This is a genomic window from uncultured Pseudomonas sp., assembly GCF_913774235.1.
In the GTDB taxonomy this organism is placed as follows: Bacteria; Pseudomonadota; Gammaproteobacteria; order Pseudomonadales; family Pseudomonadaceae; genus Chryseomonas.
The window spans coordinates 123,355-149,254 of the sequence record NZ_CAJYDW010000017.1 but is presented as its reverse complement, the minus strand read 5'-3'; the positions used below and the strand labels follow the sequence as shown (position 1 = coordinate 149,254).

Here is a 25,900-nt window from a genome sequence, read left to right as displayed (position 1 = left end):
CAGCCCCATGCTCATGCGCCTCACCGCCTGGCTGGCGCGGCATCTGGGCCGGCGTGCCATCGCCCCGCTGCTGCGGCTGATCGTGCTGTACTTCTTCCTGTTCGGTGGGCGTGCCCGCCGCGGCATCCAGGAGTACCAGCAGCGCCTGGCCACCTGGAGTGGTCGGCCCGAATTGGGCCCCAGCTGGCGCAGCGGCTATGCCCAGTTCATGGCCTTCGCCGAAGCCCTGCTGGACAAGCTCGACGCCTGGAACGGCCGGCTCGGCCTGGATCAGGTGCAGTTGCACGACGACGACCAGGTCCACGCGCGGATGAATGCCCCGCGTGGCGAGATCCTGGTTACCGCCCACCTGGGCAACTTGGAAGTCTGTCGCGCCCTGGCCCAGTTGGGGCGCCGGGTGCGCCTCAACGTGCTGGTGCACACTCGCCACGCCGAGGCCTTCAATCGCCTGCTGGAAGAAGCCGGCGCCAGCGACCTGCGGCTGATCCAGGTCAGCGAGCTGGACCCGGCGGTGATGCTGCAACTGAGCGAGCGCCTGGAGCGCGGCGAATGGCTGGCCATCGCTGGCGACCGGGTGCCGCTGCATGGCGGCCGTACCGTGGCGGTGGACTTCCTCGGCGCCCCGGCACCCTTTCCCCAGGGCCCTTGGCTGCTGGCGCACCTGCTGCGCTGCCCGACCAATCTGCTGTTCTGCCTGCGCCAGGACGATGGCTACCACGTCTACCTGGAAGACTTCGCCCCCATTCCCGCCTGGCGCCGCCAGGAACGCGCCGCCGGCATCCAGGGCCTGGCCCAGGCCTATGCCGAGCGCCTCGCCGCCTACTGCCTGAAAGCGCCGCGGCAGTGGTTCAACTTCTATCCGTTCTGGAGTCGCGATGAACGCTAAGGTCCGTTTCGGCAGCACCGCCCTCGCCATCGAAGACCTGATCGCCCTGGCCGAAGGCCGCGCCACCACCACGCTGCAGGACGACGCCGCCTTCCGCGATGGCATCGCCCGCGGCGCACGCTTCGTCGATTCGCTGCTGGCCCGCGAAGGCTCGGTCTATGGCATCACCACCGGCTACGGCGACTCCTGCGTGGTCGCCGTGCCCCTGGCCCAGGTCGAGGCGCTGCCACGCCAGCTCTACACCTTCCACGGCTGCGGCCTGGGTCGCCACCTGGACCCGGCGGCAACCCGCGCGGTGCTGGCGGCGCGGTTGCAGTCGCTGTGCCAGGGCGTCTCCGGGGTGCGCGTCGAGTTGCTGGAGCGACTCACCGCCTTCCTGCGCGAAGACATCCTGCCGCTGATTCCCGAGGAAGGCTCGGTGGGCGCCAGCGGCGATCTCACCCCGCTGTCCTACGTCGCCGCCGCCCTCTGCGGCGAGCGCCAGGTGCGCTGGCGCAACGAGGTGCGGGAAGCCGCCGACGTCCATGCCGAGCTGGGTTGGGCGCCCCTGGTGCTCAGGCCCAAGGAAGCCCTGGCGCTGATGAACGGCACCGCGGTGATGACCGGTCTGGCCTGCCTGGCCTTCGCCCGCGCCGAGTACCTGCTGCGTCTGGCCACCCGCATCACCGCCCTCAACGTGTTCGCCTTGGCCGGCAATCCCGAGCACTTCGACCAGCGCCTGTTCGCCGCCAAGCCCCATCCGGGCCAGGGCGAGGTGGCCGCCTGGCTGCGCAGCGACCTCGCCGCCGAAGGCCCGGCGGCGCCGCTGCACCGCCTGCAGGATCGCTATTCGCTGCGCTGCGCGCCCCATGTGCTGGGCGTCCTGGCCGACAGCCTGCCCTGGCTACGCCAGTTCATCGAGACCGAACTCAACAGCGCCAACGACAATCCGCTGATCGATGCCGAGGACGAGCGGGTGCTGCACGGCGGCCACTTCTACGGCGGCCACATCGCCTGCGCCATGGACAGTCTCAAGACCCTGGTGGCCAACGTCGCCGACCTGCTCGACCGCCAGCTCGCCCTGCTGGTGGACGCCCGCTACAACCACGGCCTGCCGGGCAATCTCTCCGGGGCACCGGCCGAACGCGCCATGCTCAATCACGGCTTCAAGGCGGTGCAGATCGGCGCCAGCGCCTGGACGGCCGAGGCGCTCAAGGGCACCCTGCCGGCCAGCGTCTTTTCACGCTCCACCGAGTGCCACAACCAGGACAAGGTCAGCATGGGCACCATCGCCGCCCGCGACGCCCTGCGCGTGCTGGAGCTCACCGAGCAGGTGGCCGCCGCTACCTTGCTGGCCGCCCAGCAGGGCGTCTGGCTGCGCTGCGCCCAGGGCGTCGAACCACCCGGCCCCCTGGCCGCCATGCATGCCGAACTCGGCGCGACCTTCCCACCGCTGCGCGAAGACCGCGCCCTGGAAGCCGAACTGCGCCAGGCCCTTACCCTGATCCGCGCCCGCCACTGGAGGCTCTATGCGTAAAGCTGGTGTTCTGCAGGTGGAGGTGGACATCCAGATCCCCTTCTATGACGTCGACATGATGGAAATCGCCTGGCACGGCCATTATGTGAAGTACCTGGAAGTGGCGCGCTGCGCCCTGCTCGACCGCCTCGGCCACAACTACCTGCAGATGCGCGAATCCGGCTATGGCTGGCCGGTGATCGACCTGCAGATCCGCTACATCCGCCCCCTGCTGTTCCAGCAGCGCGTGCGCGTGCGGGCCGACCTGGTGGAATGGGAGAATCGCCTCAAGCTCAACTACCTGATCAGCGACGCCGCCACTGGCGAGCGCCTGACCCGCGCCAGCACCGTGCAGGTCGCCGTGGACATGGCCAGCCGCGAGATGCAGCTGGCCTCGCCCAAGGTCTTCATCGACGCCGTGGAGAGGGCCCTGGCATGCGCAAGCTGATCGCCCTGCTGCTCCTGCTGGCAGCCCCCCTGGCCCAGGCCTTCAACCTCGATGACCTGGCCACCCAACTGGCACGGCCGGCGGTGGTCGAGGGCAGTTTCGTCCAGCAGCGCTTTCTGCGCGCCCTGCCGCAACCGCTCACCAGCAGCGGCCACTTCACCCTGGCCCGGGGCCTGGGCCTGCTCTGGCGGCTGGAGAAGCCCCTGGCGCAGACCTACCGCATCACCCCCGGTGCCATCGCCAAGCAGACACCCGCCGGCTGGACGCCCCTGCCCGGCAGCGATCTGGCCGCCCGCCAGAGTGCGCTGTTCCTCGCCGTGCTCGGCGGTGATCGCAGCGGCCTGGAACGCGACTTCGAACTGGCCCTGAGCGGTGACGCCAGTCACTGGCAGCTGCGCCTCACCCCACGCGGCGCGCTGCTAAAGCAGGTATTCGACGGCATCCTCATCCAGGGCGGCAAGCTGGTGGAACAGGTAGAAATCCGCGAGACCCAGGGCGACCGTAGCCTGCTCAGGCTCGAGGGCCAGGCCAGCGACACCCTGACCGCCGATCAGCGCGCGGCCTTCCAGTGACCCGGCTGCACCGTCCTTTCCTGCTGTTCCTGCTCGCCCTGCTGGCGCTCAGCGCCTGGCAGTGGCGACATGGCCCGCCGGTGGCCGCCGATCTGCTGGCACTCTTGCCCCAGGGCGCTGGCGATGCCCTCACTCTGCAGGCCGAGGCGCGCATGGCCGAGCCGCTCAATCGCGAGGTCCTGCTGCTGGTCGGCCATCCCCAGCGCGAGCGGGTAGCAGCCCTGGTCGCGCGGCTGGGCCAAACCTGGTCGCGAGAGCCGCTGTTCGAGAAGGTGCAATGGCAACTCGCGCCGGACCTGCCCGGCCTGCGCCAGCAACTCCTGGCCAGTCGCCTGGCGCTGGCACCGGGACCCGCGCGCGACGAGTTGCTCAAGACGCCCGACACCTATCTGCAAGCCCGCGCCGCCGCCCTTTTCGATCCCTTCGCCGGCGCTGGCGCGCTGCCCCTGGAGCAGGACTGGTTCGGTCTCGGCCTGCTGCTGCAGCGCCAGCTCACCCCGGCCAGCAAGGTACAATTCGATGCCGGCAGCGGCCTGCTGCTGACCCAGGGCGACGGCCTAACCTGGGCACTGGTCCGCGCCCGCACCCGCGCCGACGCCTTCGATTTCGATGCCCCGCCCCAGGTGGAGGCCCTGATCGAGGCCGCCCGCCGAGAGGTGGTAGCCGACGGTGGCCAGTTGCTGGCCGCCAGTGGCCTGAGGTACGCCGCCAACGGCCAGGCCACCGCCAGCCGCGAGATGTCGCTGATCGGCGGCCTGGCCACCCTCGGCACTTTGGCGCTGCTGCTGGGGCTGTTCCGCCGCTGGCGGGTGCTGCTCAGTCTCCTGGCGGTGGGCGTCGCCCTGCTGGCCGGCAGCGCCGCCTGCGTGCTGCTGTTCGGCCAGATCAATGCCCTCACCCTGATCCTCGGCGCCAGCCTCACCGGGGTGGCCGCCGACTATCCGCTGCACTACCTGAGCAAAAGTTGGAAGGGTGGCCCCTGGGACGCCACGGCCATCCTGCGCGAGACGCTGCCCGGGCTGTCCCTCAGCCTGGCCACCAATCTGCTCGGTTATCTGGCGCTGGCCTGCACGCCCTTTCCGGCGCTGACCCAGGTGGCGGTGTTTTCCGCTGCCGGTCTGATCGGCGCCTACCTCACCACCGTCTGCCTGTTGCCGGCCTGGTGGCAACGCCTGGACCTGGCGCCGCCGGCCGCGCCCCTGCGGTTCATGCAGCGTCTGCTGGATTTGCGCCTGCGGCTGCTGGCCCGCACCGGCAGCCTGCCACTGCTCCTGGCGCTGCTGGCCTTCTGCGGCGCCGGCCTCTGGCAACTGCACACCCAAAACGACCTGCGCCTCTGGCTCGGCCAGGACCCGGCGCTGACCCGGGAAGCCCAGGCCATCGCCCGCCTTACCGGCCTGCAACCCACCAGCCAGTTCTTCCTGGTGCGCGGTGCGAATGCCGATGAGGTACTGCAACGCCAGAGCGCCCTGGGACAGCGCCTCGATGCTCTGGTCGCAGACGGTAAGCTGCAGGGCTATCGCGCCCTCAGCGGTCTGGTTGCCCCCGCCGCCGCCCAGGCCGAACTGCGCCAGGCCCTGGCTGGCTGGGGCGAGCGCCTGCAACCCCTGCTGGCGGTGGGTATTCCCAAAGAGGCGCTGGACGCTGAACTCAAGCAACTGCAGAGCCTGCCTGACCTCGATCTCGACCAAGCCCTGGCCGGCCCCCTGGGCGAACCCTGGCGACCGCTTTGGCTAGGCCGGACGGCCGCTGGCGGCGCGGCCGGGCTGGTCAGCCTGCAAGGCCTGGGCGATGCCCGCCTCCTGCAGACGGTGGCCGACGGCCTGCCCGGCGTGCAGCTGGTGGATCGCCTGGGCGAGCTGCGCGGGCTGTTCGTCCATACCCAGCGCCTGGCGGTGGAGCTCAAGCTGCTGGCCTCGGGTGCCATCTTCTTGCTCCTGCTCTGGGCCTTCGGCCGGCGCGCGGCGCTGCGCATCGTCTGCCTGCCGCTGCTGGCCGCCTTAGCCGCCCTGGCCTGCCTGGGTTGGCTGGGCCAACCGCTGACCCTGTTCAGCCTGTTCGCCCTACTACTGATCACCGCCATCGGCGTGGACTACGCCATCCTCATGCACGAGGCCATCGGCGGCGCGGCGGTGAGTCTGCTCGGCGGCCTGCTGTCGGGGGTCGGCAGCTGGCTGTCCTTCGGCCTGCTGATGCTCAGCAGCACCCCGGCCATCGCCAACTTCGGCCTGGCCATCAGCCTGGGCCTGGTGTTCAGCTTCCTGCTGGCGCCCTGGGCGTCGCCACCCATCTCCCACGAAAAGGACCTTCGTCATGGTTGAACATCATCCCCTGATCGTCATCGGCGCCGGCCCGGCGGGCGCCGTGGTCGCCGCCCTGCTCAAGCGTCGCGGTCATGCGGTGCTGGTGCTGGAAGCCCAGCATTTCCCGCGCTTCTCCATAGGCGAGAGCCTGTTGTCCCATAGCCTGGACTTCGTCGAGGAAGCCGGAATGCTGCCGGCGGTCGAAGCCGCCGGCTTCCAGACCAAGATTGGCGCGGCCTTCGCCTGGGGCGAGCGCTACACCGACTTCGACTTCCGCGACACCTACAGCGGCGGGCGCAGCACCTTCCAGGTCCAGCGCGGACCCTTCGACAAGATTCTCGCCGACGACGCCGCCCGCCAGGGCGTGGCGATCCGCTACGGCCAGCGGGTGACCGCGGTGACCCTCGGCGAAGACGGCGCCAAGACCCTGGTCGACGTCCTGGGCGACGACGGCCACGCCTATCGCCTCAGCACCGACTTCCTGCTCGACGCCAGCGGTTACGGCCGCGTCCTGCCGCGCCTGCTGGACCTGGAGGCGCCCTCGAACTTCCCCATGCGGCGCGCCCTCTTCACCCATGTCGAGGACCGCATCGACGATCCCCGCTTCGACCGCGAACGCATTCTCATCACCACCCACCCGACCCTGCGTGACGTCTGGTTCTGGACCATTCCCTTCAGCGATGGCCGCACCTCCCTGGGCGTGGTCGCCGCCGCCGAGCGCTATGCCGGACGCGCCGCCGATCTCGCCACCTGTCTGCGCGACTGGGTAGCCGAGACCCCGAGCCTGGCCCGGGTGCTGCACAATGCGGTCTGGGATACCCCGGTGCGTGAACTGGGTGGCTACGCGGCCAACGTCAAGCGCCTGCACGGCCCCGGCTTCGCCCTGCTGGGCAACGCCGCCGAGTTCCTCGATCCGGTGTTCTCCTCGGGCGTCACCATCGCCCTGCGCTCGGCTAGCCTGGCCGCCCCCCTGGTGGACCGCCAGTTGCGCGGCGAGCCGGTGGACTGGGAAAGCGAATTCGCCCAGCCGCTCAAGGCGGGCGTCGATACGTTCCGCGCCTATGTGGAGGGCTGGTACGATGGCAGCTTCCAGGACGTCATCTATTTCGAGCACGCCAAGCCGGAGATCCGCAGCATGATCTGCGCCATCCTCGCCGGCTACGCCTGGGACGTGCGCAACCCCTTCGTCAAGGAACCCAAGCGGCGCCTGCGCCTGCTCGTGGAGCTTTGCCAGCTGAATTCGGCCCATCCTGCATGACCTTGCTCCGTCCGCTCATCCTCCTGGCTGGCCTGCTGCTCGCCGCCTGTGCCAGCCAGCCGCCGCTGCCCAGTAGTCTGCCGCCACTGGACAGTGCGCGCGTCTACCAGGTGGAGCGCCAGACGCCAGCCAGCAGCGACGCCCTGCTGCTGGCGATCCAGCCGGAAGGCCAGCATCTGAGGTTCTCGCTGTTCGATCCCCTGGGCGTGCCCCAGGCGCGCCAGCAATTCATCGACGGTGCCTGGCAGGCCGACGGCCTCCTGCCACCCAATCCCCAGGCGCGAGCCTTCTTCGCCGTGCTCCTGTTCGCCCTGACGCCCGCTGAGCAATTGCCCCGGGCCTATGCCGCGGGCGACTGGCGGCAGAATGCCGATGGCAGCCGCACCCTCAAGAATTGGCAGGTGCGCTATCCCGCCGCCGACCGCCTGGAACTCAGGGCGCCGGAGCAACCGAGCTACCGCCTGACCCTGCTCCCGGAGTCCACGCCTTGAGCGCCTACCTGAACGCCCTGGGTCTGCTCTGCGCCCTGGGCCAGGGCAAGGCCGAGGTAGCGCGCGGCTTGTTCGCCGGCGACAGCTCCGGCATGCAGCCTACGCCGGGCTGGATTCCCGAGCGCCAGCCGCCGGTGGGGACGGTCACCGCCGCCTTGCCGGCCTGGCCGTTGGAATGGACGCCCTTCTTCAGTCGCAACAACCAGTTGCTGCTGGCCGCCCTGACCGAAATCGAGCCCCAGGTGCGCCAGGCCATCGAGCGCCACGGCCCGGCTCGGATCGGCGTGGTGCTGGGCACCAGCACCTCCGGCATCCACGAGGCCAGCCAGGGCATCGCCGTGCACCAGCGCAGCGGCCAGTTGCCCGAGGGCTACCAGTACGCCCAGCAGGAGCTGGTGGCACCGGCCGACTTCCTCGCCCGCTACCTGGGCCTGAGCGGCCCCTGCTACGGTCTTTCCACCGCCTGCACCAGCAGCGCCCGCGCCCTGCTCAGCGCCCGGCGGCTGCTGGTCCAGGGCCATTGCGACGCCGTGCTCTGCGGCGGCGTCGACAGCCTCTGCGGCCTGACCCTGAACGGCTTCGCCGCCCTGGAGGCCATCAGCGAGTCGCTGTGCAATCCCTTCTCAGTCAATCGATGCGGCATCAACATCGGCGAGGGGGCGGCGCTGTTCCTGCTGACCCGCGAGCCCGGTCCCATCGCCCTGCTCGGCGGCGGCGCCAGCTCCGACGCCCACCATATCTCCGCGCCCGATCCCAGCGGTCGGGGCGCCATCCAGGCCATGCAGGCCGCCCTGCGCGCCAGCGGCCTGCAACCGGGCGACATCGGCTATCTCAACCTGCACGGCACCGCCACGCCGCACAACGACGCCATGGAAAGCCAGGCGACCCAGGCGGTGTTCCCGGCCGGGGTACCCTGCTCGTCGACCAAGTCGCTGACCGGCCATACCCTCGGCGCCGCCGGCGCCCTGGAAGCCGCCTTCGCCTGGCTGACCCTCGATCCGACCCTCAATCCCGCCGGCCAGTTGCCGCCGCAACTCTGGGATGGCCAGCCCGATCCGGCCCTGCCGCGCCTGGCACTCACCACACCCGACAGCCGCCTGGACGGCCGCCGCTACGCCATGAGCAATAGCTTCGCCTTCGGTGGCAGCAACGTCAGCCTGATCCTCGGAGCCACCCCATGATCCCCTGGACCCTCGCCGAGCTGGTGCCCCACGCCGGCGACATGCTGCTGATCGACGAGATCCTCGCCTGCGACGACGGCGGTATCGAGACTCGCCTGGTGGTGCGTCCCGGCCTCTTCACCGACGCCGACGGCGCCCTGCCGGCCTGGATCGGCGTGGAGCTGATGGCCCAGAGCGTGGCTGCCTTCGCCGGCTGCCAGGCACGCCGCCGTGCCGAGGCACCGGCGCTGGGCTTCCTGCTCGGCACCCGCCAATTCGCCTGCGACGTACCAGCCTTTCCCGCTGGCGCCGAATTGCGCATCCGCGCCCAGTCGGCGCTGGAAAACGAGGATGGCATGGCCATCTTCGACTGCCATCTGCAAGGCCCTGGCTGCCAGGCCAGTGCCCGCCTGAACGTCTATCGTCCGCCCCAGGCGGATCTGTACCTAGAGGAGCCCGCGCCATGAGCGTCGCCCCCGCCCCGGTCCTGGTGACCGGTTCCAGCCGCGGCCTGGGCCGCGCCATCGCCCTACGCCTGGCCGCCGCCGGCCACGACCTGGTGCTGCACTGCCGCAGCCGCCGCGAGGAGGCCGAGGCCGTGCGTGCCGAGGTCGAGGCCCTGGGTCGCAGTGCCCGGGTACTGCAATTCGACGTGGGCGACCGCGCCGCCTGCGCCGCCATCCTGGAGGCCGACACCGAAGCCCACGGCGGCTACTACGGGGTGGTCTGCAATGCCGGCCTGACCCGCGACGGCGCCTTCCCGGCGCTGACCGGCGAGGACTGGGACCTGGTCCTGCGCACCAACCTCGATGGGTTCTACAACGTGCTGCACCCGGTGGTCATGCCGATGATCCGCCGCCGCGCGCCGGGGCGCATCGTCTGCATCACCTCGGTGTCCGGGCTGATCGGCAATCGCGGCCAGGTCAACTACAGCGCCTCCAAGGCCGGCCTCATCGGTGCCGCCAAGGCCCTGGCCGTGGAGCTGGCCAAGCGCAAGATCACCGTCAACTGCGTGGCCCCGGGGCTGATCGATACCGAGATCCTCGACGAGCACGTACCGGTGGAGAAGATCCTCGAGATGATTCCCGCCGGGCGCATGGGCACCCCCGAGGAAGTGGCCCACGCCGTGGCCTTCCTGCTCGCCCCCGAGGCCGGCTACATCACCCGCCAGGTGCTGGCGGTCAACGGAGGACTGTGCTGATGAACGGCCGCCGCGTCGTGATCACCGGGATGGCCGGCGTCACCGCCCTGGGCAGTGACTGGCCGACCATCCGCGACAACTTCCTCGCCGGCCGCAGCGGCATCCGCCGCATGGACGCCTGGGACCGCTACACCGAGATGAACACCCGCCTGGGTGGCCCCATCGTCGATTTCCAGGTGCCCAGCCACTGGACCCGCAAGCAGTTGCGCAGCATGGGGCGCGTCTCCCAGCTGGCAGTGGCCGCCGGCGAGCGCGCCCTGGCCGATGCCGGGCTGCTGGACGACGCCAGCATCGCCGACGGCCGCATGGGCGTGGCCTGCGGCTCCTCCACCGGTAGCACCGACGACATCAAGGCGCTGGCCAACATGCTGCTCAGCGACGCCGCGGTGGGCCTCAACGCCAACACCTATGTGCGCATGATGCCGCACACGGCGGCGGCCAACCTGAGCCTGTTCTTCGGCCTCAAGGGCCGGCTGATCCCCACCTCCAGCGCCTGCACCAGCGGCAGCCAGGGCATCGGCTACGCCTACGAGGCGATCAAGTTCGGCCGCCTCCCGCTGATGCTGGCCGGCGGCGCCGAAGAACTCTGTCCCAGCGAGGCCATGGTCTTCGACACCCTCTATGCCACCAGTCTGCGCAACGACGCGCCCCACACCTCGCCGCGGCCCTACGACCAGGGGCGCGACGGCCTGGTGATCGGCGAAGGCGCCGGCATCCTGGTGCTGGAAGAACTGGAGCACGCCCTGGCCCGCGGGGCGCACATCCACGCCGAGATCGTCGGCTTCGGCAGCAACGCCGACGGCCAGCACTCCACCCGTCCCGAGCAGGCCACCATGCAGCGCGCCATGGAGCTGGCCCTGGAAGACGCCGGGTTGACCCCGGAGGCCATCGGCTACGTCAACGGCCACGGCACCGCCACCGAACAGGGCGACATCGCCGAGACCCGCGCCACCCAGGCGCTGTTCGGTTCCGGCATGCCCATCAGCTCGCAGAAGAGCTACCTGGGCCACACCCTCGGTGCCTGCGGCGCCCTGGAGTCCTGGTTCAGCATCGCCATGATGAACGAGGAACGCTTCGTACCGACCCTCAACCTCGACCAGCTGGACCCTCAGTGCGGCGAACTGGACTACCTGCGCGACGGTCCGCGGACACTGCGCACCGACCACGTGATGAACAACAATTTCGCCTTCGGCGGGGTGAACACCTCGCTGATCTTCCGCCGCTGGTCCTGATGACCACCCAACGAGGTACCTCCATGCTGCGTCGCCTGTCGCTCGTCCTCGGCCTGCTGCTGCTCGCCGCCTGTACCCAGGCACCGCTGGTGACACCCCAGGAGGTCTTCCCCGCCGATCGGGTGGAGAACGCCGCCGATATTCGCCGCGCCATCGTCGAGGTGCTGGAAACCCGCGGCTGGACCGTGGGCGACGAGAGTCCCGGCATGATCGTCGCTAGCATTCTGGTACGTGGCCGTCACCAGGCCTGGGTCGACATCCCCTACAGCACCAAGGGCTACCAGATCCGCTACCGCGACAGCGCCGGCCTCGACTACGATGGCGAACGCATCCATCGCAACTACAATCGCTGGGTGCAGCAGCTAGACGCCGACATCCGTCGGCAATTGCAGCTGCCGGCGCCCACGGCCGCAGCGGAGTGAAAGGTACTTCGCTTGCGCGATGTCGCAGAACGCTGGCCCGCTAGCTGACGGCCCAGGCGTTCTGCGTTAAACAATCACCCCCGTCCACAAGGAAGTCATCATGCGCACTCTCGTCCCGAAACTGGCCCTCGCCCTGAGCCTGGCCGCCCTGCTGCCCGCCGCCGCCCAGGCGCGCGACACCACCCTGCAGTTGCCCTTCGCCGAAGTCGTCCAGGAAGCCCTGGCGGCCAAACGCCTGGATGGCAGCGTCAAGTTCTACCTGGCCGGCAATCCGGTCCCCGGCAAGGCCACCGTGGTGAATTCCAGCATCACCACCAACCAGAAGACCAACGCCTTCAACAAGACCGACGAAGTCGCCTGCCGCTGGGTGCTGCAATCGGCGCTGATCCGCCTGCAGGAAGCCGCCAAGGCCGCCGGTGCCAACGCCGTCACCGACATCACCAGCTACTACAAGAAGAACGAGTGGAGCGATCCTACCCGCTACGAGTGCCACGCCGGCGCCCTCATGGCCGGTGTCGCCCTCAAGGGCAAACTGGTCATCCTGAAGTAGGCCGGAACGGCGGTGCGTCCGGATGGGTCTGTCTAGAGACCCCTGCCGAGGCCGCCGCCATGCCCCAGTTCCGCGTCCACTATCGCAAGGACGGCGAATCCCGTCAGCTCGACCTCGAGCATCCGCAAACGACTCTCGCGCCGCATGAGGCGGCCCTGGCGCTGCTGGAACACCTCCGCGCCGACGCCGAGAACAGCCTGGCCCTGCCCCCCGCCGATGCTCCCGCCGAGGCCATCCTGCGGCAAGCCGAGGTGCACGGGTTGACGGATATCCGGGTGGAGCAGCTGGCGTCGTAGCCCAACGCTAGGGTTCCTGGCGTCCGGTTGCCCTCACCCCAACCCTCCCCCGGAGGGAGAGGGGGCGGTCTGGTTCAGCGTGGGCTTATAGGCTCATCGCGGCCATAGCAGTCCGCCGCTGCGGCGCTCCTAAAAAGGCGTCATTCCCTGTAGGAGCGGCCCATGGCCGCGATCTGCCGCGCTCACCCTAGCGTGGAAAACCGTACGGCGTTTTCCACCGACGTGCACCGTTGCCAAAGGTGGATAAGGCTGCGCCGTTATCCACCCTACCCTTAGATTGGCGCCAAGCGCAGCGAAGTCCAACGGGCTGGACCTTCCGGTATGGGGCTACCCTCACCCCAGCCCTCTCCCCGAGGGAGAGGGGGCGGTCTGGTTCAGCGTGGGCTTGTAGGCTCATCGCGGCCATGGCGGTCCGCCGATGGACCACTCCTACCAAAGCGTCATTCCCTGTAGGAGCGGCCCATGGCCGCGATCATCGCCGTAGCGTGGAAAACCGTACGGCGTTTTCCACTGACAGGCGCCGGTGCCAACGGTGGATAAGGCTGCGCCGTTATCCACCCTACCTGTAGGCCGCGAAGCCCAACATCCTCTAACCTCAGCCCAGGAACAACCGGTACGCCGGATTCTCCGTCTCATCCCAGTAGCGATAACCGATGGCATCCAGGGTCGCCAGCAGCTCCGGTCGCTCGGCCTGGCTGGCCTCCAGTGCCGCGAACACCCGCCCATCCGCCGCGCCATGGTTGCGGTAGTGGAACATGCTGATATTCCAGCGCCCGCCCAGGCGTTCGAGGAAGTCGAACAGCGCACCCGGGCGCTCGGGGAATTCGAAGCGGAACACCTGCTCCTGATCCACCCGCGCCGCATGACCGCCCACGGTATGGCGGATATGCAGCTTGGCCAGCTCGTTGTCGGTCAGGTCCAGCACTGGGAAGCCCTGGTCACGCAGCCCCTGCAGCAAGGCCTCGCGCGGATCGCGCTGCGGATGGGTCTGCACCCCGACGAAGATATGGGCCTCCTGGCCAGTGTGATAGCGGTAGTTGAATTCGGTGATCTGCCGCCGGCCCAGGGCTTCGCAGAAGGCGCGGAAGCTGCCCGGCCGCTCGGGAATGGTCACGGCGATGATGGCTTCGCGCTGCTCGCCCAGTTCGGCGCGCTCGGCCACGTGTCTCAGCCGGTCGAAGTTGATGTTGGCACCCGAGTCGATGGCCACCAGCACCTGACCACCCGAACCTTCACGCTCGGCGTATTTCTTGATGCCCGCTACGCCCAGAGCGCCGGCCGGCTCGGTGATGGAGCGGGTGTCGTCGTAGATGTCCTTGATCGCCGCGCAGATCTCGTCACTGCTGACGGTGATCACCTCGTCGACATAGCGCCGGCAGACCTCGAAGGTGTGGTGGCCGATCTGGGCCACGGCCACGCCGTCGGCGAACAGGCCCACCCGCGGCAAGACCACCCGCTCGCCCGCGGCCATGGCCTGTTGCAGACAGTTGGAGTCGTCCGGCTCGACGCCGATCACTTTGATCTCCGGGCGCAGGTACTTCACATAGGCCGCGATGCCGGCGATCAGACCGCCACCGCCGACGGGGACGAAGATGGCATCCAGGCGCCCCGGATGCTGACGCAGGATCTCCATGGCCACGGTGCCCTGGCCAGCGATGACATCGGGATCGTCATAGGGCGGGACGAAGGTGTAGCCCTGCTCCTCGACCAGCCGTAGCGCCTCGGCCAGGGCCTCGGGGAAGGCATCGCCGTGCAGCACCACCTCGCCGCCGCGGGACTGCACGCCGATGACCTTGAGTTCGGGCGTGGTGCGCGGCATGACGATGATCGCCCGCACCCCCAGTTCACGGGCCGCCAGGGCCAGGCCCTGGGCGTGGTTGCCGGCGCTGGCGGCGATCACCCCGCGGGCCCTCTCTTCGGTCGAGAGACTGGCCAGTTTGGTGTAGGCGCCGCGGATCTTGAAGGAGAATACCGGCTGCAGGTCTTCGCGCTTGAGCAGCACCTGGCAACCCAGTCGCTCGGAGAGTGCCCGCGCCGGGTGCAGGGGCGTTTCGATCGCCACGTCGTAGACGGGGGCGAGCAGGGTCTTCTTCACGTACTGTTCGAGCATCGGCGGGGCGATCCGGTGGGTGCGGCGGGGGCGAAAAGTCTACTACGGGCATCCCCGGGGAGGTTAGCCAGGCCGTCCGAGCGGCTATAATCGGCGACCCTTCACCCGTTTTCCCTGTGGATACCCCCATGAACCAGGACCAGCTCAAGCAGGCCGTCGCCCAGGCCGCGGTCGACCTCATCCTTCCCCAGCTCTCCCGCGACAGCGTGGTCGGCGTGGGTACCGGCTCGACCGCCAACTTCTTCATCGACCTGCTGGCCAAGCACAAGCTGGAATTCGACGGCGCCGTGGCCAGCTCCCAGGCCACCGCCGACCGGCTGAAAAGCCACGGCATCACCGTCTATGACCTCAACGGCGTCAGCGACCTGGAATTCTACGTGGACGGTGCCGACGAAGCCGACGGCCATCTCAACCTGATCAAGGGCGGCGGCGCGGCCCTGACCCGCGAGAAGATCGTCGCCGCCGTGGCGCGCAAATTCATCTGCATCGCCGACGCCAGCAAGCGGGTCGACGTCCTCGGCGAATTCCCGCTGCCGGTGGAAGTCATCCCCATGGCCCGCAGCCACGTGGCCCGTGAGCTGGTGAAGCTGGGCGGCGATCCTGAGTACCGCGACGGCGTGGTGACCGACAACGGCAACGTCATCCTCGACGTGCACAATCTGCACATCGTCGATCCGGTGGGCCTGGAGGCCAGGATCAACAACATCGTCGGCGTGGTCGCCAACGGCCTCTTCGCCGCCCGCCCGGCGGACGTGCTGCTGCTGGGCACCGCCCAGGGCGTGGAGCGGTTGGAGCGGAGCTGAGGCGTTATCTTTTCGGCTCTTTATCGCGGCCATGGCGGTCCGCCGATGTGGCCGCTTTTACAAAAGTATCACCTCTGTAGGAGCGGTCGCTACGGCGCACCGGCATGGCCGCGATAGACCTTCCGCCAGCACGCAAGCAAAAAGCCCCGGTCAGGCGAACCCGACCGGGGCTTTTTCATGTCACCGGAAAACTTAGAACAGCACGCGGCAGCGGATGGTGCCCTTGATGTTCTGCAGCTTTTCCTGGGCCAGGTCGGAGTACTCGGCGTCGACGTCGATCACCACGTAGCCGACCTTCTCGTCGGTCTGCAGGTACTGGCCGGAGATGTTGATGCCGCTCTCGGAGAAGACGCGGTTGATCTCCGACAGCACGCCCGGCACGTTTTGATGGATGTGCAGCAGGCGGTGCTTGCCCGGGTGCGACGGCAGGGCCACTTCGGGAAAGTTGACCGAGGACACCGAGGTGCCGTTGTCGCTGTACTTGACCAGCTTCTCGGCCACTTCGAGACCGATGTTGGCCTGGGCCTCGGCAGTGGAGCCGCCGATGTGCGGGGTGAGGATGACGTTGTCCAGGCCGCGCAGCGGCGAGACGAATTCGTCGTTGTTGGAGCGCGGCTCCACCGGGAAGACGTCGATGGCGGCGCCGATCAGGTGCTCGTCCTTGATGGCGGCGGCCAGGGCATCGAGATCGACCACGGTGCCGCGGGCGGCGTTGATCAGGATGCCGCCCTTCTTCATGGCGCGGATCTCGCGCTCGCCCATCATCAGCTGAGTGGCGGGGGTTTCCGGCACGTGCAAGGTGACGATGTCGCTCATGCCGAGCAGCTCGGTGAGCGAGCCGACCTGCTGGGCATTACCCAGGGGCAGCTTGGTGACCACGTCGTAGAAGAACACCTGCATGCCCAGGCCCTCGGCCAGCACCGACAGCTGGGTGCCGATGGAACCGTAGCCGATGATGCCCAGTTTCTTGCCGCGGATCTCGAAGGAGTTGGCCGCGCTCTTGATCCAGCCACCACGGTGGCAGGAAGCGTTCTTGGCCGGGATGCCACGCAGCAGCAGAATGGCCTCGGCCAGCACCAGTTCGGCCACCGAACGGGTATTGGAATAGGGCGCGTTGAATACGGCGATGCCGCGCTCACGAGCGGCCTGCAGATCGACCTGGTTGGTGCCGATGCAGAAGCAACCCACGGCGACCAGCTTCTTGGCGCAATCGAAGATTTCTTCGGTGAGCTGGGTACGGGAACGGATGCCGATGAAGTGGGCGTCGGCGATCTTTTCCTTGAGCTGGGCCTCCGGCAGGGAGCTGGTGACGTACTCGATGTTGCTGTAACCCGCGGACTTCAGGGTATCCACGGCGGACTGGTGGACGCCTTCCAGAAGAAGGAAGCGGATCTTGCTCTTGTCGAGGGAAGTCTTGCTCATCTGCGTTGAATCCAGGGTTTCCAAGGAGAGGGAGCCTGCGCGGCGATCCGACCGGAGTCGCCAGCGGCGAAGGGGCGCCATCTTACCATGAGCGACCGCGTGCAGGTCCGGTTGCGACCTGAAGCTTTCTCAGGGCGACCATGAACGCCTCGCGACCAGCACCGCCCCGCGGCCGCCGCTTTTGGTTAAGATCGTGGGCGGACGCCACTCATCAGGAGCACAAGATGGCCTATCAGCACCAGTACCTCGACGGCACCAAGATCCACTTCTCTCTGGGCAAGGTCGTCTGCATCGGCCGCAACTACGCCGAACACGCCAAGGAACTGAACAACCCGGTTCCCACCGAGCCCCTGCTGTTCATCAAGCCGGCCAGTTGCGTGGTGCCGGTGGCTGAAGGTTTCGCCATCCCCACCGACCAGGGCTCGGTGCACTACGAGGCCGAGATCGCCGTGCTGATCGGCAAACCGCTGTCGAAGAAGCCCTCCGCCGAGGAAGTGCGCGACGCCATTTCCGGCTTCGCCCCCTCCTTGGACCTGACCCTGCGCGACGTGCAGAGCCGCCTCAAGGAAAAGGGCTATCCCTGGGAGATCGCCAAGAGCTTCGACGGCGCCTGCGTGCTCGCACCCTTCGTGCCAGGCGACGCCTTCGAGGATCTGGCCGACATCCCGGTGCGCCTGACCATCAACGGCGAAGTGCGCCAGGACGGCAACAGTCGCGACATGCTCAACCCGATCCTGCCACTGATCCAGGCCATCGCCGGGCATTTCTCGCTGCAACCGGGCGACGTCATCCTCACCGGCACCCCAGTAGGTGTCGGACCGCTCAATGTGGGCGATGAGCTGGTACTGGAGCTGCCGGGCGTTAGCCGCTTCGAAACCCGCGTGCTATAAAACCGCCACCCACCGTCGCCGGGCGAGTGCCTGGCGATGGTGCGTCTGGTACTTGGCGACTATCCAACAAGAAGCCGCATGTCCAGACTCCCCCGCCTCCTCCTGTCGCGCCTGCTCCCCGCCTTCGTCCTGCTGGTCCTGATCGTCCTCAGCGTCGTCTGGCACTGGAACGACCGGGCACTGCTCTGGTGGCAGGAGTACCGCACGCCGCCGGAAGTGCGGGCCGCTTCGGTCTGGCTGCCGGACTACCAGGCGGTGATCCAGGGCAAGCAGTTGCCGGGCCTGGCCGAAGCCGAGACCTCCGACCTCACCTACGATCCGCGCACCCGCACCCTCTTCACCGTCACCGGCAGCAACCCCTACCTGGTGCAACTGAGCCTGAGCGGCGACATCCTCCGGCGCATCCCGATCCGCAACGTTTCGAATCTGGAGGGGGTGACCGCCCTGGCGGACGGCCGCATGGCCATCGTCGACGAACGCCAGCGGCGCCTGTCGCTGTTCACCCTCACCGACGCCACGCAGGAGCTGGACGCCAATACCTTCGAACACCACGACCTGGGCTTTCCCGACGCCGGCAACAAGGGCTTCGAAGGCATCGCCTGGGACCCGCGGCGCCAGCGGCTGATCCTCAGCAAGGAACGCGATCCGGCCGCCCTCTTCACCCTGGCCAGCGACGGCCGTGGCGTCTCCGGCAGCCTGCAGCCCTTCCCGCTGAAGCAACTGGTGATCGACTATTCCGCGATAGCGGTCGATCCACGCACCGGTCACCTGCTGGCACTGTCCGACCAGTCCCACATCCTGGTGGAGTACACCGCCGAGGGCCAGCCGGTCAGCTTCATCAGCCTGAGACGCGGCCTGCACGGTCTGGACGCCACCCTGGAGCAACCGGAAGGCGTGGCCCTGGACGAGGCCGGCAATCTCTACATCATCGGCGAGCCCAACATCTTCCATGTGTTTCGCAAGGTGTCCGGGCCGGGGCAATGAGGCCTTATTCAGCTTGAATTCAGCCAGGCGCCCTTAGGCTGCGCCGCAGTGCTGTCGTAGGACCCTGCCGATGTTCCCGCTGTTTTCCTTTCGCTTGCTCGGCGCCGTGCTGGGCGCTGCGCTGTTGCTGGCCCTGACCCTGGTAGCCCAGCAGCATCGCCTCTTCGAACGCCTCTGGTTCAATGTCCAGAGCCAGTTCCAGGCCGAGAGCCGCCAGGCGCGTTCGCTGTGGCTGCCGGCCTACCGCGTCACCGTGGAGGCCCGTCCCATCGGCGAGGGCATCACCGACGTCTCGGCGCTGAGCTTCGATCCGGATCGCCGCACTCTGGTCAGCGTCACCAACAAGCCGGCGCGCTTTCTCGAACTGGATCTGGACGGCCGGCTGCTGCGCCAGGTGGACCTCAAGGGCTTCAGCGATCCGGAAGCCATCGAATACATCGCCCCGGGCGTCTACATGATCAGCGAAGAGCGCCGCCAGCGCCTGGTGCGGGTGCAGATCGGCGCCGACACCCGCGCGGTGGACATCGATGACCGCCGCGTCAGCCATCCCTTCAGTCTCAGCGACGTGGCAAGCGACAACCGCGGTAACGAAGGCCTGGCCTACGACGCCGCCCGCGAGCGCTTCTTCGTCGCCAAGGAGAGCGATCCGGTACGCATCTACGAGATCGACGGCCTCGGCAGCCAGGCCTTCGAGGGCCTGCAGGCGCTGTCGCTGCGCACCGATCCGCAGCGCGATCGTCGGCTGTTCGTGCGTGACCTCTCAAGCCTGCAATTCGATCCCGGCACGGGTCACCTACTGGCCCTCTCCGACCAGTCGCGGCTGGTGCTGGAGCTGGACGACGACGGCAAGCCGATCAGTTCGCTGTCGCTGCTGCGTGGCCAGCACGGCCTTAGTCGCAGCGTGCCCCAGGCCGAAGGCGTGGCCATGGACGACCAGGGCCGGCTGTACGTGGTCAGCGAGCCGAATCTGTTCTATCGCTTCGAGAAGCCGTGAGGTAGATGCTTACCTTAGTCGCCGATGGAGCCAAGCGCTTGCTCGAACAGCCCCCTCTCCCCTTGGGAGAGGGTTGGGGTGAGGGCGCGCCGGGCACCTAGTCTCCATGTGGAAAAGGCTGCGCCGTTTTCCACGCTACGCAGCTGCGTCGGCGTAGTGTTTGATCGCGGCCATGGGCCGCTCCTACAGGCGCTTTGAGCTGTAGGAGCGATCGCTACGGCGCACCGGCATGGCCGCGATAAGTGAGAAACTGGACTCGCTCTACCGCCGAGCCGCCCTCACCCCAGCCCTCTCCCGGAGGGAGAGGGGGTCATCCAGCGCGAAGTGCGGCTCCTGCTCGCCCCTACTCCCCCTGCTCGAACAACTCCTCCAGATAACGCCGCGCATTGGTCACGTAGACCTGGGCGTTGGCCACCAGCTGGGCCTGCTGGGCCTCGCTCAGGGTGCGCACCACCTTGGCCGGCGAGCCCAGCACTAGGGAGCCGTCGGGGATCACCGCGTTCTCGGTGACCAGGGCATTGGCGCCCACCAGGCAATGACGACCGATGCGCGCGCCGTTGAGCACCACGGCGTGGATGCCGATCAGGCTGCCGTCGCCGATCTCGCAGCCGTGCAACATGGCCTGGTGCCCGACGGTCACGCCGCGGCCCAGGGTCAATGGCGAGCCTGGGTCGGTGTGCAGCACGGCGCCGTCCTGCACGTTGCTGTCCGGGCCGATGTGGATCAGCTCGTTGTCGCCACGCAGTACCGCGCCGAACCAGACGCTGGCGCCCTCGTCCAGGCGCACCTTGCCGATCACCGCGGCGGTGGGTGCGACCCAGCTCTGCGGATGGGCCTCGACACTCTGTTTCCCCAGGCGGTATTTCATGCTGCTCTTCCTCGTGTTGTTGTCGTTGGCGGAACGCCCGATTGTTCGCAGGTCGGGACCACGGGTGCAATCGATGGCGACGAGCTTCCCGCCTCGTTGCAAGTCATTCTCGATAAGTAAAGAATGCTTCGAGGAACCCAAGGCCGTCGGCCTGCGACGAATGACCACGGCCAGGGCGCTGGGAAAGGGCTTCGCGCTTTGCAAAGCTTGGCGCCGCTGTAGGCAAGGGAGCCTGGCAGGCGCAGGGAAGGCGCTGCATGTCATCCATCAGCCATCCCGGCCCTGGCCGGTTTCCCGAGACCACCGGAATCTGCGAGAGCCCGATGCGTACCACCTGGAAATTCCTGCTGCCCCTGGCCGTCGCCGGCCTCCTGGCCCTGTTGCCCGCCCCGGACGGCCTGGCCCCGCACGCCTGGCTGTACTTCGCCCTGTTCGCCGGGGTGGTGGTCGGCCTCATCTTCGAACCCCTGCCCGGCGCGGTGATCGGCCTGATCGGCGTGGCCCTAGCCGTCCTGCTGGCGCCTTGGGTACTGTTCAGTCCAGAGCAACTGGCCACGCCGGGCTTCCGCCCGCCCCAAGAGGCATTGCGCTGGGGCCTGGCGGGCTTCGCCAACAACACCGTCTGGCTGATCTTCAGCGCCTTCATGTTCGCCCTGGGCTACGAGAAGACCGGTCTCGGTCGACGCATCGCGCTGTTGCTGGTCAAGGCCATGGGCCGGCGAACCCTCACCCTGGGCTATGCGGTGATGCTGGCGGACCTCGCCCTGGCGCCCTTCACCCCGTCCAACACCGCACGCAGCGGCGGCACCGTCTACCCGGTGATCCGCAACCTGCCGCTGCTCTACGATTCCAAGCCCAACGACCCCAGCGCCCGGCGTATCGGTTCCTACCTGATGTGGGTGGCAATCTCCTCCACCTGCGTGACCAGCACCCTCTTCCTCACCGCCCTGGCGCCCAACCTGCTGGCCACCGCGCTGATCGAGAAGACCGCCCAGTTGCACATCAGCTGGGGCCAGTGGTTCATCGCCGCCGCGCCCATGGGCATCCTCCTGCTGGCCCTGCTGCCGCTGCTGGCCTACTGGCTGTATCCGCCGGAGATCAAGCGCAACGACCAGGTGCCGCTGTGGGCGGCCAAGGAACTGGCCGAACTCGGCACTCTGACGCGCAACGAGAAGCTGCTGCTGGCCCTGGTGATCGGTGCCCTGGCGCTGTGGATCTTCGGCGCCGCCTGGGCCGATCCGGCGCTGGTGGGCATCCTGGTGATCGTGCTGATGCTGCTGCTGAAGGTCATCACCTGGGACGATGCCCTGGGCAACAAGGCCGCCTGGAACACCTTCGCCTGGTTCGCCACCCTGGTCGCCCTGGCCGATGGCCTGACCCGGGTCGGCTTCGTCGCCTGGTTCGGCCAGTGGGTCGCCGGCCACCTGGGCGGCTTCCACGCCGGCACCGCCATGGTGGTGCTGGTAGTGGTCTTCTATCTCGCCCACTACCTGTTCGCCAGCACCACCGCCCATACCACGGCCCTGCTGCCGGTGATGCTGGCCGCCGGCATGGGCATCCCCGGCATCGACCTGCCGGTGTTCGCCCTGCTGCTGGGGACGTCCCTGGGGCTGATGGGCATCATCACCCCCTATGGCACCGGCCCGAGTCCGGTGTACTACGGCAGCGGCTACCTGCCCAGCGCCGACTATTGGCGGTTGGGGACGATCTTTGGAGCGCTGTTCTTGTTGGTGCTGCTGGGGATCGGGGTGCCGTGGATGATGATGGTGGCGTGAGGGGGGGTGGGCTGAGGCCCGTGTCTTGGTGGCTCGGGCGAAGCAGCGGAGGTTGGGTTGAGCGATAGCGAAGCCCAACGAATAGGAGCCTCCTTAGCTGGCTATCGAGTGCCTTGACGCTTTTTGTTTCGCCCCCTCGGGCGACTCACTTTTTTCAGTCGCGAAAAAAGTAAGCAAAAACGCTTGCCCCGGTCATCCGGCCCGGCGCGAAGCGCCGGGTCCACTCACCCCAGCGCCGCTCCGGGGTCGGCCTACACGGGCCATCCATGGCCCGTTAGGCCTCTCGCCGCATCCATGCGGCTCGACCCACTCCACGACACTGGCGTTCGCCCTCCTGAACGGGGCGATTAGCGCGCCTGATGCATTGGGTGCAAACCGGTAGGGTGGACAACGGCGCAGCCTTGTCCACGCGATAGGCGTTACTCCCTCAGTGGAAAACGCTGCGCGGTTTTCCACGCTACGACCCCTGAACTCCGAATCCTCAGGCTGGCGTCCCGTCCCCGTCAGTGAGGCCGAGTTCCGGTGTCGTGGCGGGGGTTGCGAGGCAGGACGCCGAGCGAGGCGCGAGGGGCAGGAGGCCCCTTCGTGCCGTGCCCCTGCCACGGCGCCGGAGCGAGGGGACCCAGAGCGCAGCGGAGGGCCGAAACGTGGGGACAAGCGTTTTTGGTTACTTTTTTGGCGAATGCAAAAAGTAACTCGCCCGGGTGGGCGAAACAAAAGCCCTCAGAGCACTCGATAAACAGCTAGGGCACCCATACCCCTAATCCGTTGGACTTCGCTGCGCTCAGCGCCAACCTACGAATACCGACGTTCGAGATGGCTGGGCACCGTTGGGCTTCGCTATCGCTCGACCCAATCTACGCCACACTCCCCCCAAATTTCCCTTCCCACCCGACCTTTTGCTTAGGGACCTAAGCATCCCTTCCGCGTAGAATCCACACTCTTAGTGTGCTTTCGATAACACCCGCAGAGGTCGTCATGTCCCACCGTATTCGCCACCCCGGCTTCGCTGCCAAACGCCAGAGCGCCGAGCAGGCCGCCCAGTTCATCCGCCACGGCATGACCGTGGGCATGAGCGGCTTCACCGGGGCCGGTTATCCCAAGGCCGTGCCCGGCGCCCTGGCCCAGCGCATCACCGCCAGCCACGGCGCCGGCGAGGCCTTTCGCATCAAGGTGCTGACCGGCGCCTCCACCGCACCGGAACTGGATGGCGCCCTGGCGCGGGTCGATGGCATCGAGTTGCGGGTGCCCTTCCAGTCCGATCCGGAGCTACGTAGCCGCATCAACGCCGGTGGCCTGGAGTACATGGATATCCACCTGGGCCAGTTGGCGGAAAAGGTGCGCTATGGCTTCTTCGGCAAGATCGACGTGGCCGTGGTAGAGATCGCCGCGATCCGCGAGGACGGTCTGCTGGTACCCTCCTCCTCGGTGGGCAATAACAAGACCTGGCTGGACATGGCCGACGCGGTGATCCTCGAGGTCAATCGCTGGCAACCCGACGCCCTGGACGGCATGCACGACATCTACACCGATGGCGCCCTGCCGCCCCACCGCACGCCCATCCCGCTGGCGCATCCCGGCGACCGCATCGGCTCGCCCTATCTGGAGGTGCCGCTGGAGAAAGTGGTGGCGGTGGTGGAGACCGATGCACCCGACCGCAACAGTCCGTTCAAGGCGCCGGACGCCGCCTCCCAGGCCATCGCCGCGCACCTGCTGGACTTCCTCCGCTTCGAGGTGCGCCAAGGCCGCATCCCCGCCAACCTGCTGCCGATCCAGTCGGGGGTCGGCAACATCGCCAACGCCTTCATGCAGGGCCTGGCCGAGAGCGAATTCCGGGGGCTGACCGCCTTCACCGAGGTGATCCAGGACGGCATGCTGGAATTGCTCATCAGCGGCAAGATGGAACTGGCCTCGGCCACCTCCTTCTCCCTGAGCCCGGTGGGCATCGAGCGCTTTCTCGAACATGCGGAATCGCTGCGCCAGCGCATCATCCTGCGCCAGCAGGGGGTGAGCAACCATCCGGAACTGGTGCGGCGGCTGGGTTGCATCGCCCTGAACGGCATGCTCGAAGCCGACCTTTATGGCAACGTCAACTCCACCCACCAGATGGGCACCGGGATGATGAACGGCATCGGCGGCTCCGGCGATTTCGCCCGCAACGCCTACCTGTCGGTGTTCATGGCGCCGAGCACAGCCAAGAATGGGCTGATCTCGACCCTGGTGCCCATGGTCAGCCATGTCGACCACACCGAGCACGACGTGTCGGTGATCGTCACCGACCAGGGCCTGGCCGACCTGCGCATGCTCAGCCCCAAGCAACGTGCCCGCGCCATCCTCGAGCACTGCGTGCACCCGAGCTTCCGCCCGGCACTGGAGGATTACTTCGAGCGCGCCCTGGCCGGCAGCCACGGCAAGCACACCCCGCACCTGCTGCCTGAGGCCCTGTCCTGGCACGAGCGCTACCTGGTCACCGGCAGCATGCTCGGCCCAACGGCCCAGGAAGCCCATGACTGAAAGGCAAGGCGCCCGACCCCGTTCGGGCGCCCATTCGCTCCGCCATCCCTGCCGTCCGTCGCCCATCTGCAACTAATTGTGACTTTTTCCCAGCGCGCTGTGTAAAAAGCTGCCTTGTCGGATTCCCAGCCGACAATCCGGGTGATAAAAGACGTGAAATCTCTGCGCAATGTCCTTGATCTGCAAGGCGCATTGCCGTTCGCGGTTGTTCTGACCCCGCCCCCCTTTTTGAGAGCTGCCACCGTGAAGATCTGTCATCAGTTTGCCGGCCTTTTGCTGGCTGGCTTGGTCGGGCTGAGTCCGGCCGTCTTGGCCCAGACCCCGCCGAAGGTCAAGGCCGCGGCCGCCGCCACCGCCCAGCGCCTGGCCTCCAACCACGCCCTGGTCGTGGACCTCAAGACCAACCAGGTATTGTTCGCCCAGAATCCCGACCAGGTCGCCCCCATCGCCTCGGTGACCAAGCTGATGACCGCCATGGTGGTGCTCGATGCCAAGCTGCCGCTGGAGCAGACCATCGATATCGACATCAGCGAGAACCCCGCCATGCGCGGCGTCTTCTCGCGGGTGCGCCTGGGTAGCGAGCTGACGCGCCGCGACATGCTGCAACTGGCGCTGATGTCCTCGGAAAACCGCGCCGCGACCAGCCTCGCCCACCACTATCCGGGCGGCCAGAAGGCCTTCGTCGCCGCGATGAACGCCAAGGCCCGCGCCCTGGGCATGAAGAACACCCGCTACGCCGAGCCCACCGGGCTGTCGCCGCTCAACGTCTCCACCGCCCGCGACCTGGTCACCCTGCTCAAGGCCACCGAGCACTACCCCCTGCTCGGCCAGCTCAGCACCACCCCGGAAAAGACCCAGGCCTTCCACAACCCCAACTATGTGCTGGGCTTTCGCAACACCAACCACCTGGTCTACAACGCCGACTGGAGCGTGCAGCTGACCAAAACCGGCTACACCGACAAGGCCGGTCATTGTCTGGTGATGCGGACCGTGATGGCCGGCCGGCCGGTAGCCTTCGTGGTGATGGACGCTTTCGGCAAGTTCACCCATATGGCCGACGCCACCCGCGTCCGCCGCTGGCTGGAAACCGGCGCCCTGAGTCCCCTGCCGGGCGCGCCCAAGGGTGGCCGCAGCACGGTGCTGGCACGGCAGTAAGCCCTGTCTGGCAGGTCACGAAGCCGCGTCTCGACGCGGCTTTTCTATGTCTGGTGACTAGAGAGGGGGGA

General features: G+C 67.7%; 24 protein-coding genes. 21 read left to right on the top strand and 3 right to left on the bottom strand.

Annotation, left to right across the window (positions count from 1 at the left end):
• The first annotated feature begins 7 nt into the window (after positions 1-7).
• The 14 genes from QZ471_RS17700 (at position 8) to QZ471_RS17635 (ending at position 12,314) form a co-directional block, all read left to right on the top strand.
• Positions 8-886, top strand: a complete 879-nt coding sequence (locus tag QZ471_RS17700) for a glycosyl transferase (protein ID WP_295466767.1) — start codon at positions 8-10, stop codon at positions 884-886.
• Positions 876-2,402, top strand: a complete 1,527-nt coding sequence (locus QZ471_RS17695) for an aromatic amino acid ammonia-lyase (RefSeq protein ID WP_295466199.1) — start codon at positions 876-878, stop codon at positions 2,400-2,402. Before QZ471_RS17700 ends, QZ471_RS17695 begins: the two co-directional genes overlap by 11 nt.
• Entirely contained in the window at positions 2,395-2,829 is a 435-nt protein-coding gene (locus tag QZ471_RS17690; RefSeq protein ID WP_058769075.1) for an acyl-CoA thioesterase, read from the top strand. The genes QZ471_RS17695 and QZ471_RS17690 overlap by 8 nt, the downstream gene beginning before the upstream one ends.
• Entirely contained in the window at positions 2,817-3,401 is a 585-nt protein-coding gene (locus tag QZ471_RS17685; RefSeq protein WP_295466195.1) for an outer membrane lipoprotein carrier protein LolA, read from the top strand. Before QZ471_RS17690 ends, QZ471_RS17685 begins: the two co-directional genes overlap by 13 nt.
• Positions 3,398-5,722 carry a hypothetical protein gene (locus QZ471_RS17680; protein WP_295466193.1) on the top strand — a complete coding sequence of 775 codons (2,325 nt, stop codon included), beginning with the start codon at positions 3,398-3,400 and terminating at the stop codon, positions 5,720-5,722. The genes QZ471_RS17685 and QZ471_RS17680 overlap by 4 nt, the downstream gene beginning before the upstream one ends.
• Positions 5,715-6,962 carry a tryptophan 7-halogenase gene (locus QZ471_RS17675; RefSeq protein ID WP_295466191.1) on the top strand — a complete coding sequence of 416 codons (1,248 nt, stop codon included), beginning with the start codon at positions 5,715-5,717 and terminating at the stop codon, positions 6,960-6,962. The genes QZ471_RS17680 and QZ471_RS17675 overlap by 8 nt, the downstream gene beginning before the upstream one ends.
• A complete protein-coding gene (locus tag QZ471_RS17670; protein ID WP_058786097.1) occupies positions 6,959-7,453 on the top strand; it encodes a hypothetical protein in 495 nt (164 codons plus the stop codon). Before QZ471_RS17675 ends, QZ471_RS17670 begins: the two co-directional genes overlap by 4 nt.
• Positions 7,450-8,634 (top strand): beta-ketoacyl-[acyl-carrier-protein] synthase family protein, encoded by a 1,185-nt coding sequence (locus QZ471_RS17665; protein ID WP_295466187.1) that lies wholly within the window; start codon positions 7,450-7,452, stop codon positions 8,632-8,634. The genes QZ471_RS17670 and QZ471_RS17665 overlap by 4 nt, the downstream gene beginning before the upstream one ends.
• On the top strand, positions 8,631-9,080 hold the full coding sequence (locus tag QZ471_RS17660) for a hotdog family protein (RefSeq protein WP_295466185.1): 450 nt from the start codon (positions 8,631-8,633) through the stop codon (positions 9,078-9,080). The genes QZ471_RS17665 and QZ471_RS17660 overlap by 4 nt, the downstream gene beginning before the upstream one ends.
• Positions 9,077-9,814 carry a 3-oxoacyl-ACP reductase FabG gene (gene fabG, locus QZ471_RS17655; RefSeq protein WP_108582923.1) on the top strand — a complete coding sequence of 246 codons (738 nt, stop codon included), beginning with the start codon at positions 9,077-9,079 and terminating at the stop codon, positions 9,812-9,814. Before QZ471_RS17660 ends, fabG begins: the two co-directional genes overlap by 4 nt.
• The gene (locus QZ471_RS17650) at positions 9,814-11,046 is read left to right on the top strand and encodes a beta-ketoacyl-ACP synthase (protein ID WP_295466182.1); all 1,233 of its coding nucleotides are present in this window, start codon (positions 9,814-9,816) and stop codon (positions 11,044-11,046) included. The genes fabG and QZ471_RS17650 overlap by 1 nt, the downstream gene beginning before the upstream one ends.
• Positions 11,047-11,069: 23 nt before the next feature.
• Positions 11,070-11,468, top strand: a complete 399-nt coding sequence (locus QZ471_RS17645) for a hypothetical protein (protein ID WP_295466180.1) — start codon at positions 11,070-11,072, stop codon at positions 11,466-11,468.
• 100 nt (positions 11,469-11,568) lie between these two features.
• A complete protein-coding gene (locus tag QZ471_RS17640) occupies positions 11,569-12,018 on the top strand; it encodes an excinuclease (protein ID WP_295466178.1) in 450 nt (149 codons plus the stop codon).
• Between the two features lie 59 nt (positions 12,019-12,077).
• Positions 12,078-12,314 carry a hypothetical protein gene (locus QZ471_RS17635; protein ID WP_295466176.1) on the top strand — a complete coding sequence of 79 codons (237 nt, stop codon included), beginning with the start codon at positions 12,078-12,080 and terminating at the stop codon, positions 12,312-12,314.
• Between the two features lie 595 nt (positions 12,315-12,909).
• Here the strand turns inward: QZ471_RS17635 and ilvA are convergent.
• Positions 12,910-14,436 carry a threonine ammonia-lyase, biosynthetic gene (gene ilvA, locus QZ471_RS17630; RefSeq protein WP_295466765.1) on the bottom strand — a complete coding sequence of 509 codons (1,527 nt, stop codon included), beginning with the start codon at positions 14,434-14,436 and terminating at the stop codon, positions 12,910-12,912.
• Between the two features lie 116 nt (positions 14,437-14,552).
• On the opposite strand from ilvA, the gene rpiA reads away from it, so the two are divergent.
• Positions 14,553-15,227 carry a ribose-5-phosphate isomerase RpiA gene (gene rpiA, locus QZ471_RS17625; RefSeq protein WP_295466174.1) on the top strand — a complete coding sequence of 225 codons (675 nt, stop codon included), beginning with the start codon at positions 14,553-14,555 and terminating at the stop codon, positions 15,225-15,227.
• Positions 15,228-15,419: 192 nt separating this feature from the next.
• Here the strand turns inward: rpiA and serA are convergent, their stop codons facing one another.
• A complete protein-coding gene (gene serA, locus QZ471_RS17620; RefSeq protein WP_295466172.1) occupies positions 15,420-16,649 on the bottom strand; it encodes a phosphoglycerate dehydrogenase in 1,230 nt (409 codons plus the stop codon).
• A gap of 224 nt (positions 16,650-16,873) precedes the next feature.
• On the opposite strand from serA, the gene QZ471_RS17615 reads away from it, so the two are divergent.
• The 3 genes from QZ471_RS17615 to QZ471_RS17605 all read left to right on the top strand — a co-directional run bounded on the left by QZ471_RS17615 (position 16,874) and on the right by QZ471_RS17605 (position 19,517).
• Entirely contained in the window at positions 16,874-17,539 is a 666-nt protein-coding gene (locus QZ471_RS17615; protein WP_058774475.1) for a fumarylacetoacetate hydrolase family protein, read from the top strand.
• A gap of 78 nt (positions 17,540-17,617) precedes the next feature.
• Entirely contained in the window at positions 17,618-18,523 is a 906-nt protein-coding gene (locus QZ471_RS17610; protein WP_295466168.1) for an SdiA-regulated domain-containing protein, read from the top strand.
• Positions 18,524-18,593: 70 nt separating this feature from the next.
• A complete protein-coding gene (locus tag QZ471_RS17605) occupies positions 18,594-19,517 on the top strand; it encodes an SdiA-regulated domain-containing protein (protein WP_295466166.1) in 924 nt (307 codons plus the stop codon).
• Positions 19,518-19,860: 343 nt separating this feature from the next.
• On the opposite strand, the gene QZ471_RS17600 is transcribed toward QZ471_RS17605, so the two are convergent.
• Positions 19,861-20,385: a gamma carbonic anhydrase family protein gene (locus QZ471_RS17600; protein WP_295466164.1), complete on the bottom strand. Its 525-nt coding sequence runs from the start codon at positions 20,383-20,385 to the stop codon at positions 19,861-19,863.
• Positions 20,386-20,708: 323 nt separating this feature from the next.
• Here QZ471_RS17600 and QZ471_RS17595 point away from each other — a divergent pair, with 323 nt between their 5' ends.
• The 3 genes from QZ471_RS17595 (at position 20,709) to pbpG (ending at position 25,829) form a co-directional block, all read left to right on the top strand.
• Positions 20,709-22,160 (top strand): anion permease, encoded by a 1,452-nt coding sequence (locus QZ471_RS17595; RefSeq protein ID WP_295466162.1) that lies wholly within the window; start codon positions 20,709-20,711, stop codon positions 22,158-22,160.
• Positions 22,161-23,138: 978 nt separating this feature from the next.
• Positions 23,139-24,674 carry an acetyl-CoA hydrolase/transferase family protein gene (locus tag QZ471_RS17590; protein ID WP_295466160.1) on the top strand — a complete coding sequence of 512 codons (1,536 nt, stop codon included), beginning with the start codon at positions 23,139-23,141 and terminating at the stop codon, positions 24,672-24,674.
• Between the two features lie 243 nt (positions 24,675-24,917).
• The gene (gene pbpG / locus QZ471_RS17585; RefSeq protein WP_295466158.1) at positions 24,918-25,829 is read left to right on the top strand and encodes a D-alanyl-D-alanine endopeptidase; all 912 of its coding nucleotides are present in this window, start codon (positions 24,918-24,920) and stop codon (positions 25,827-25,829) included.
• The last annotated feature ends 71 nt before the right edge of the window (positions 25,830-25,900 follow it).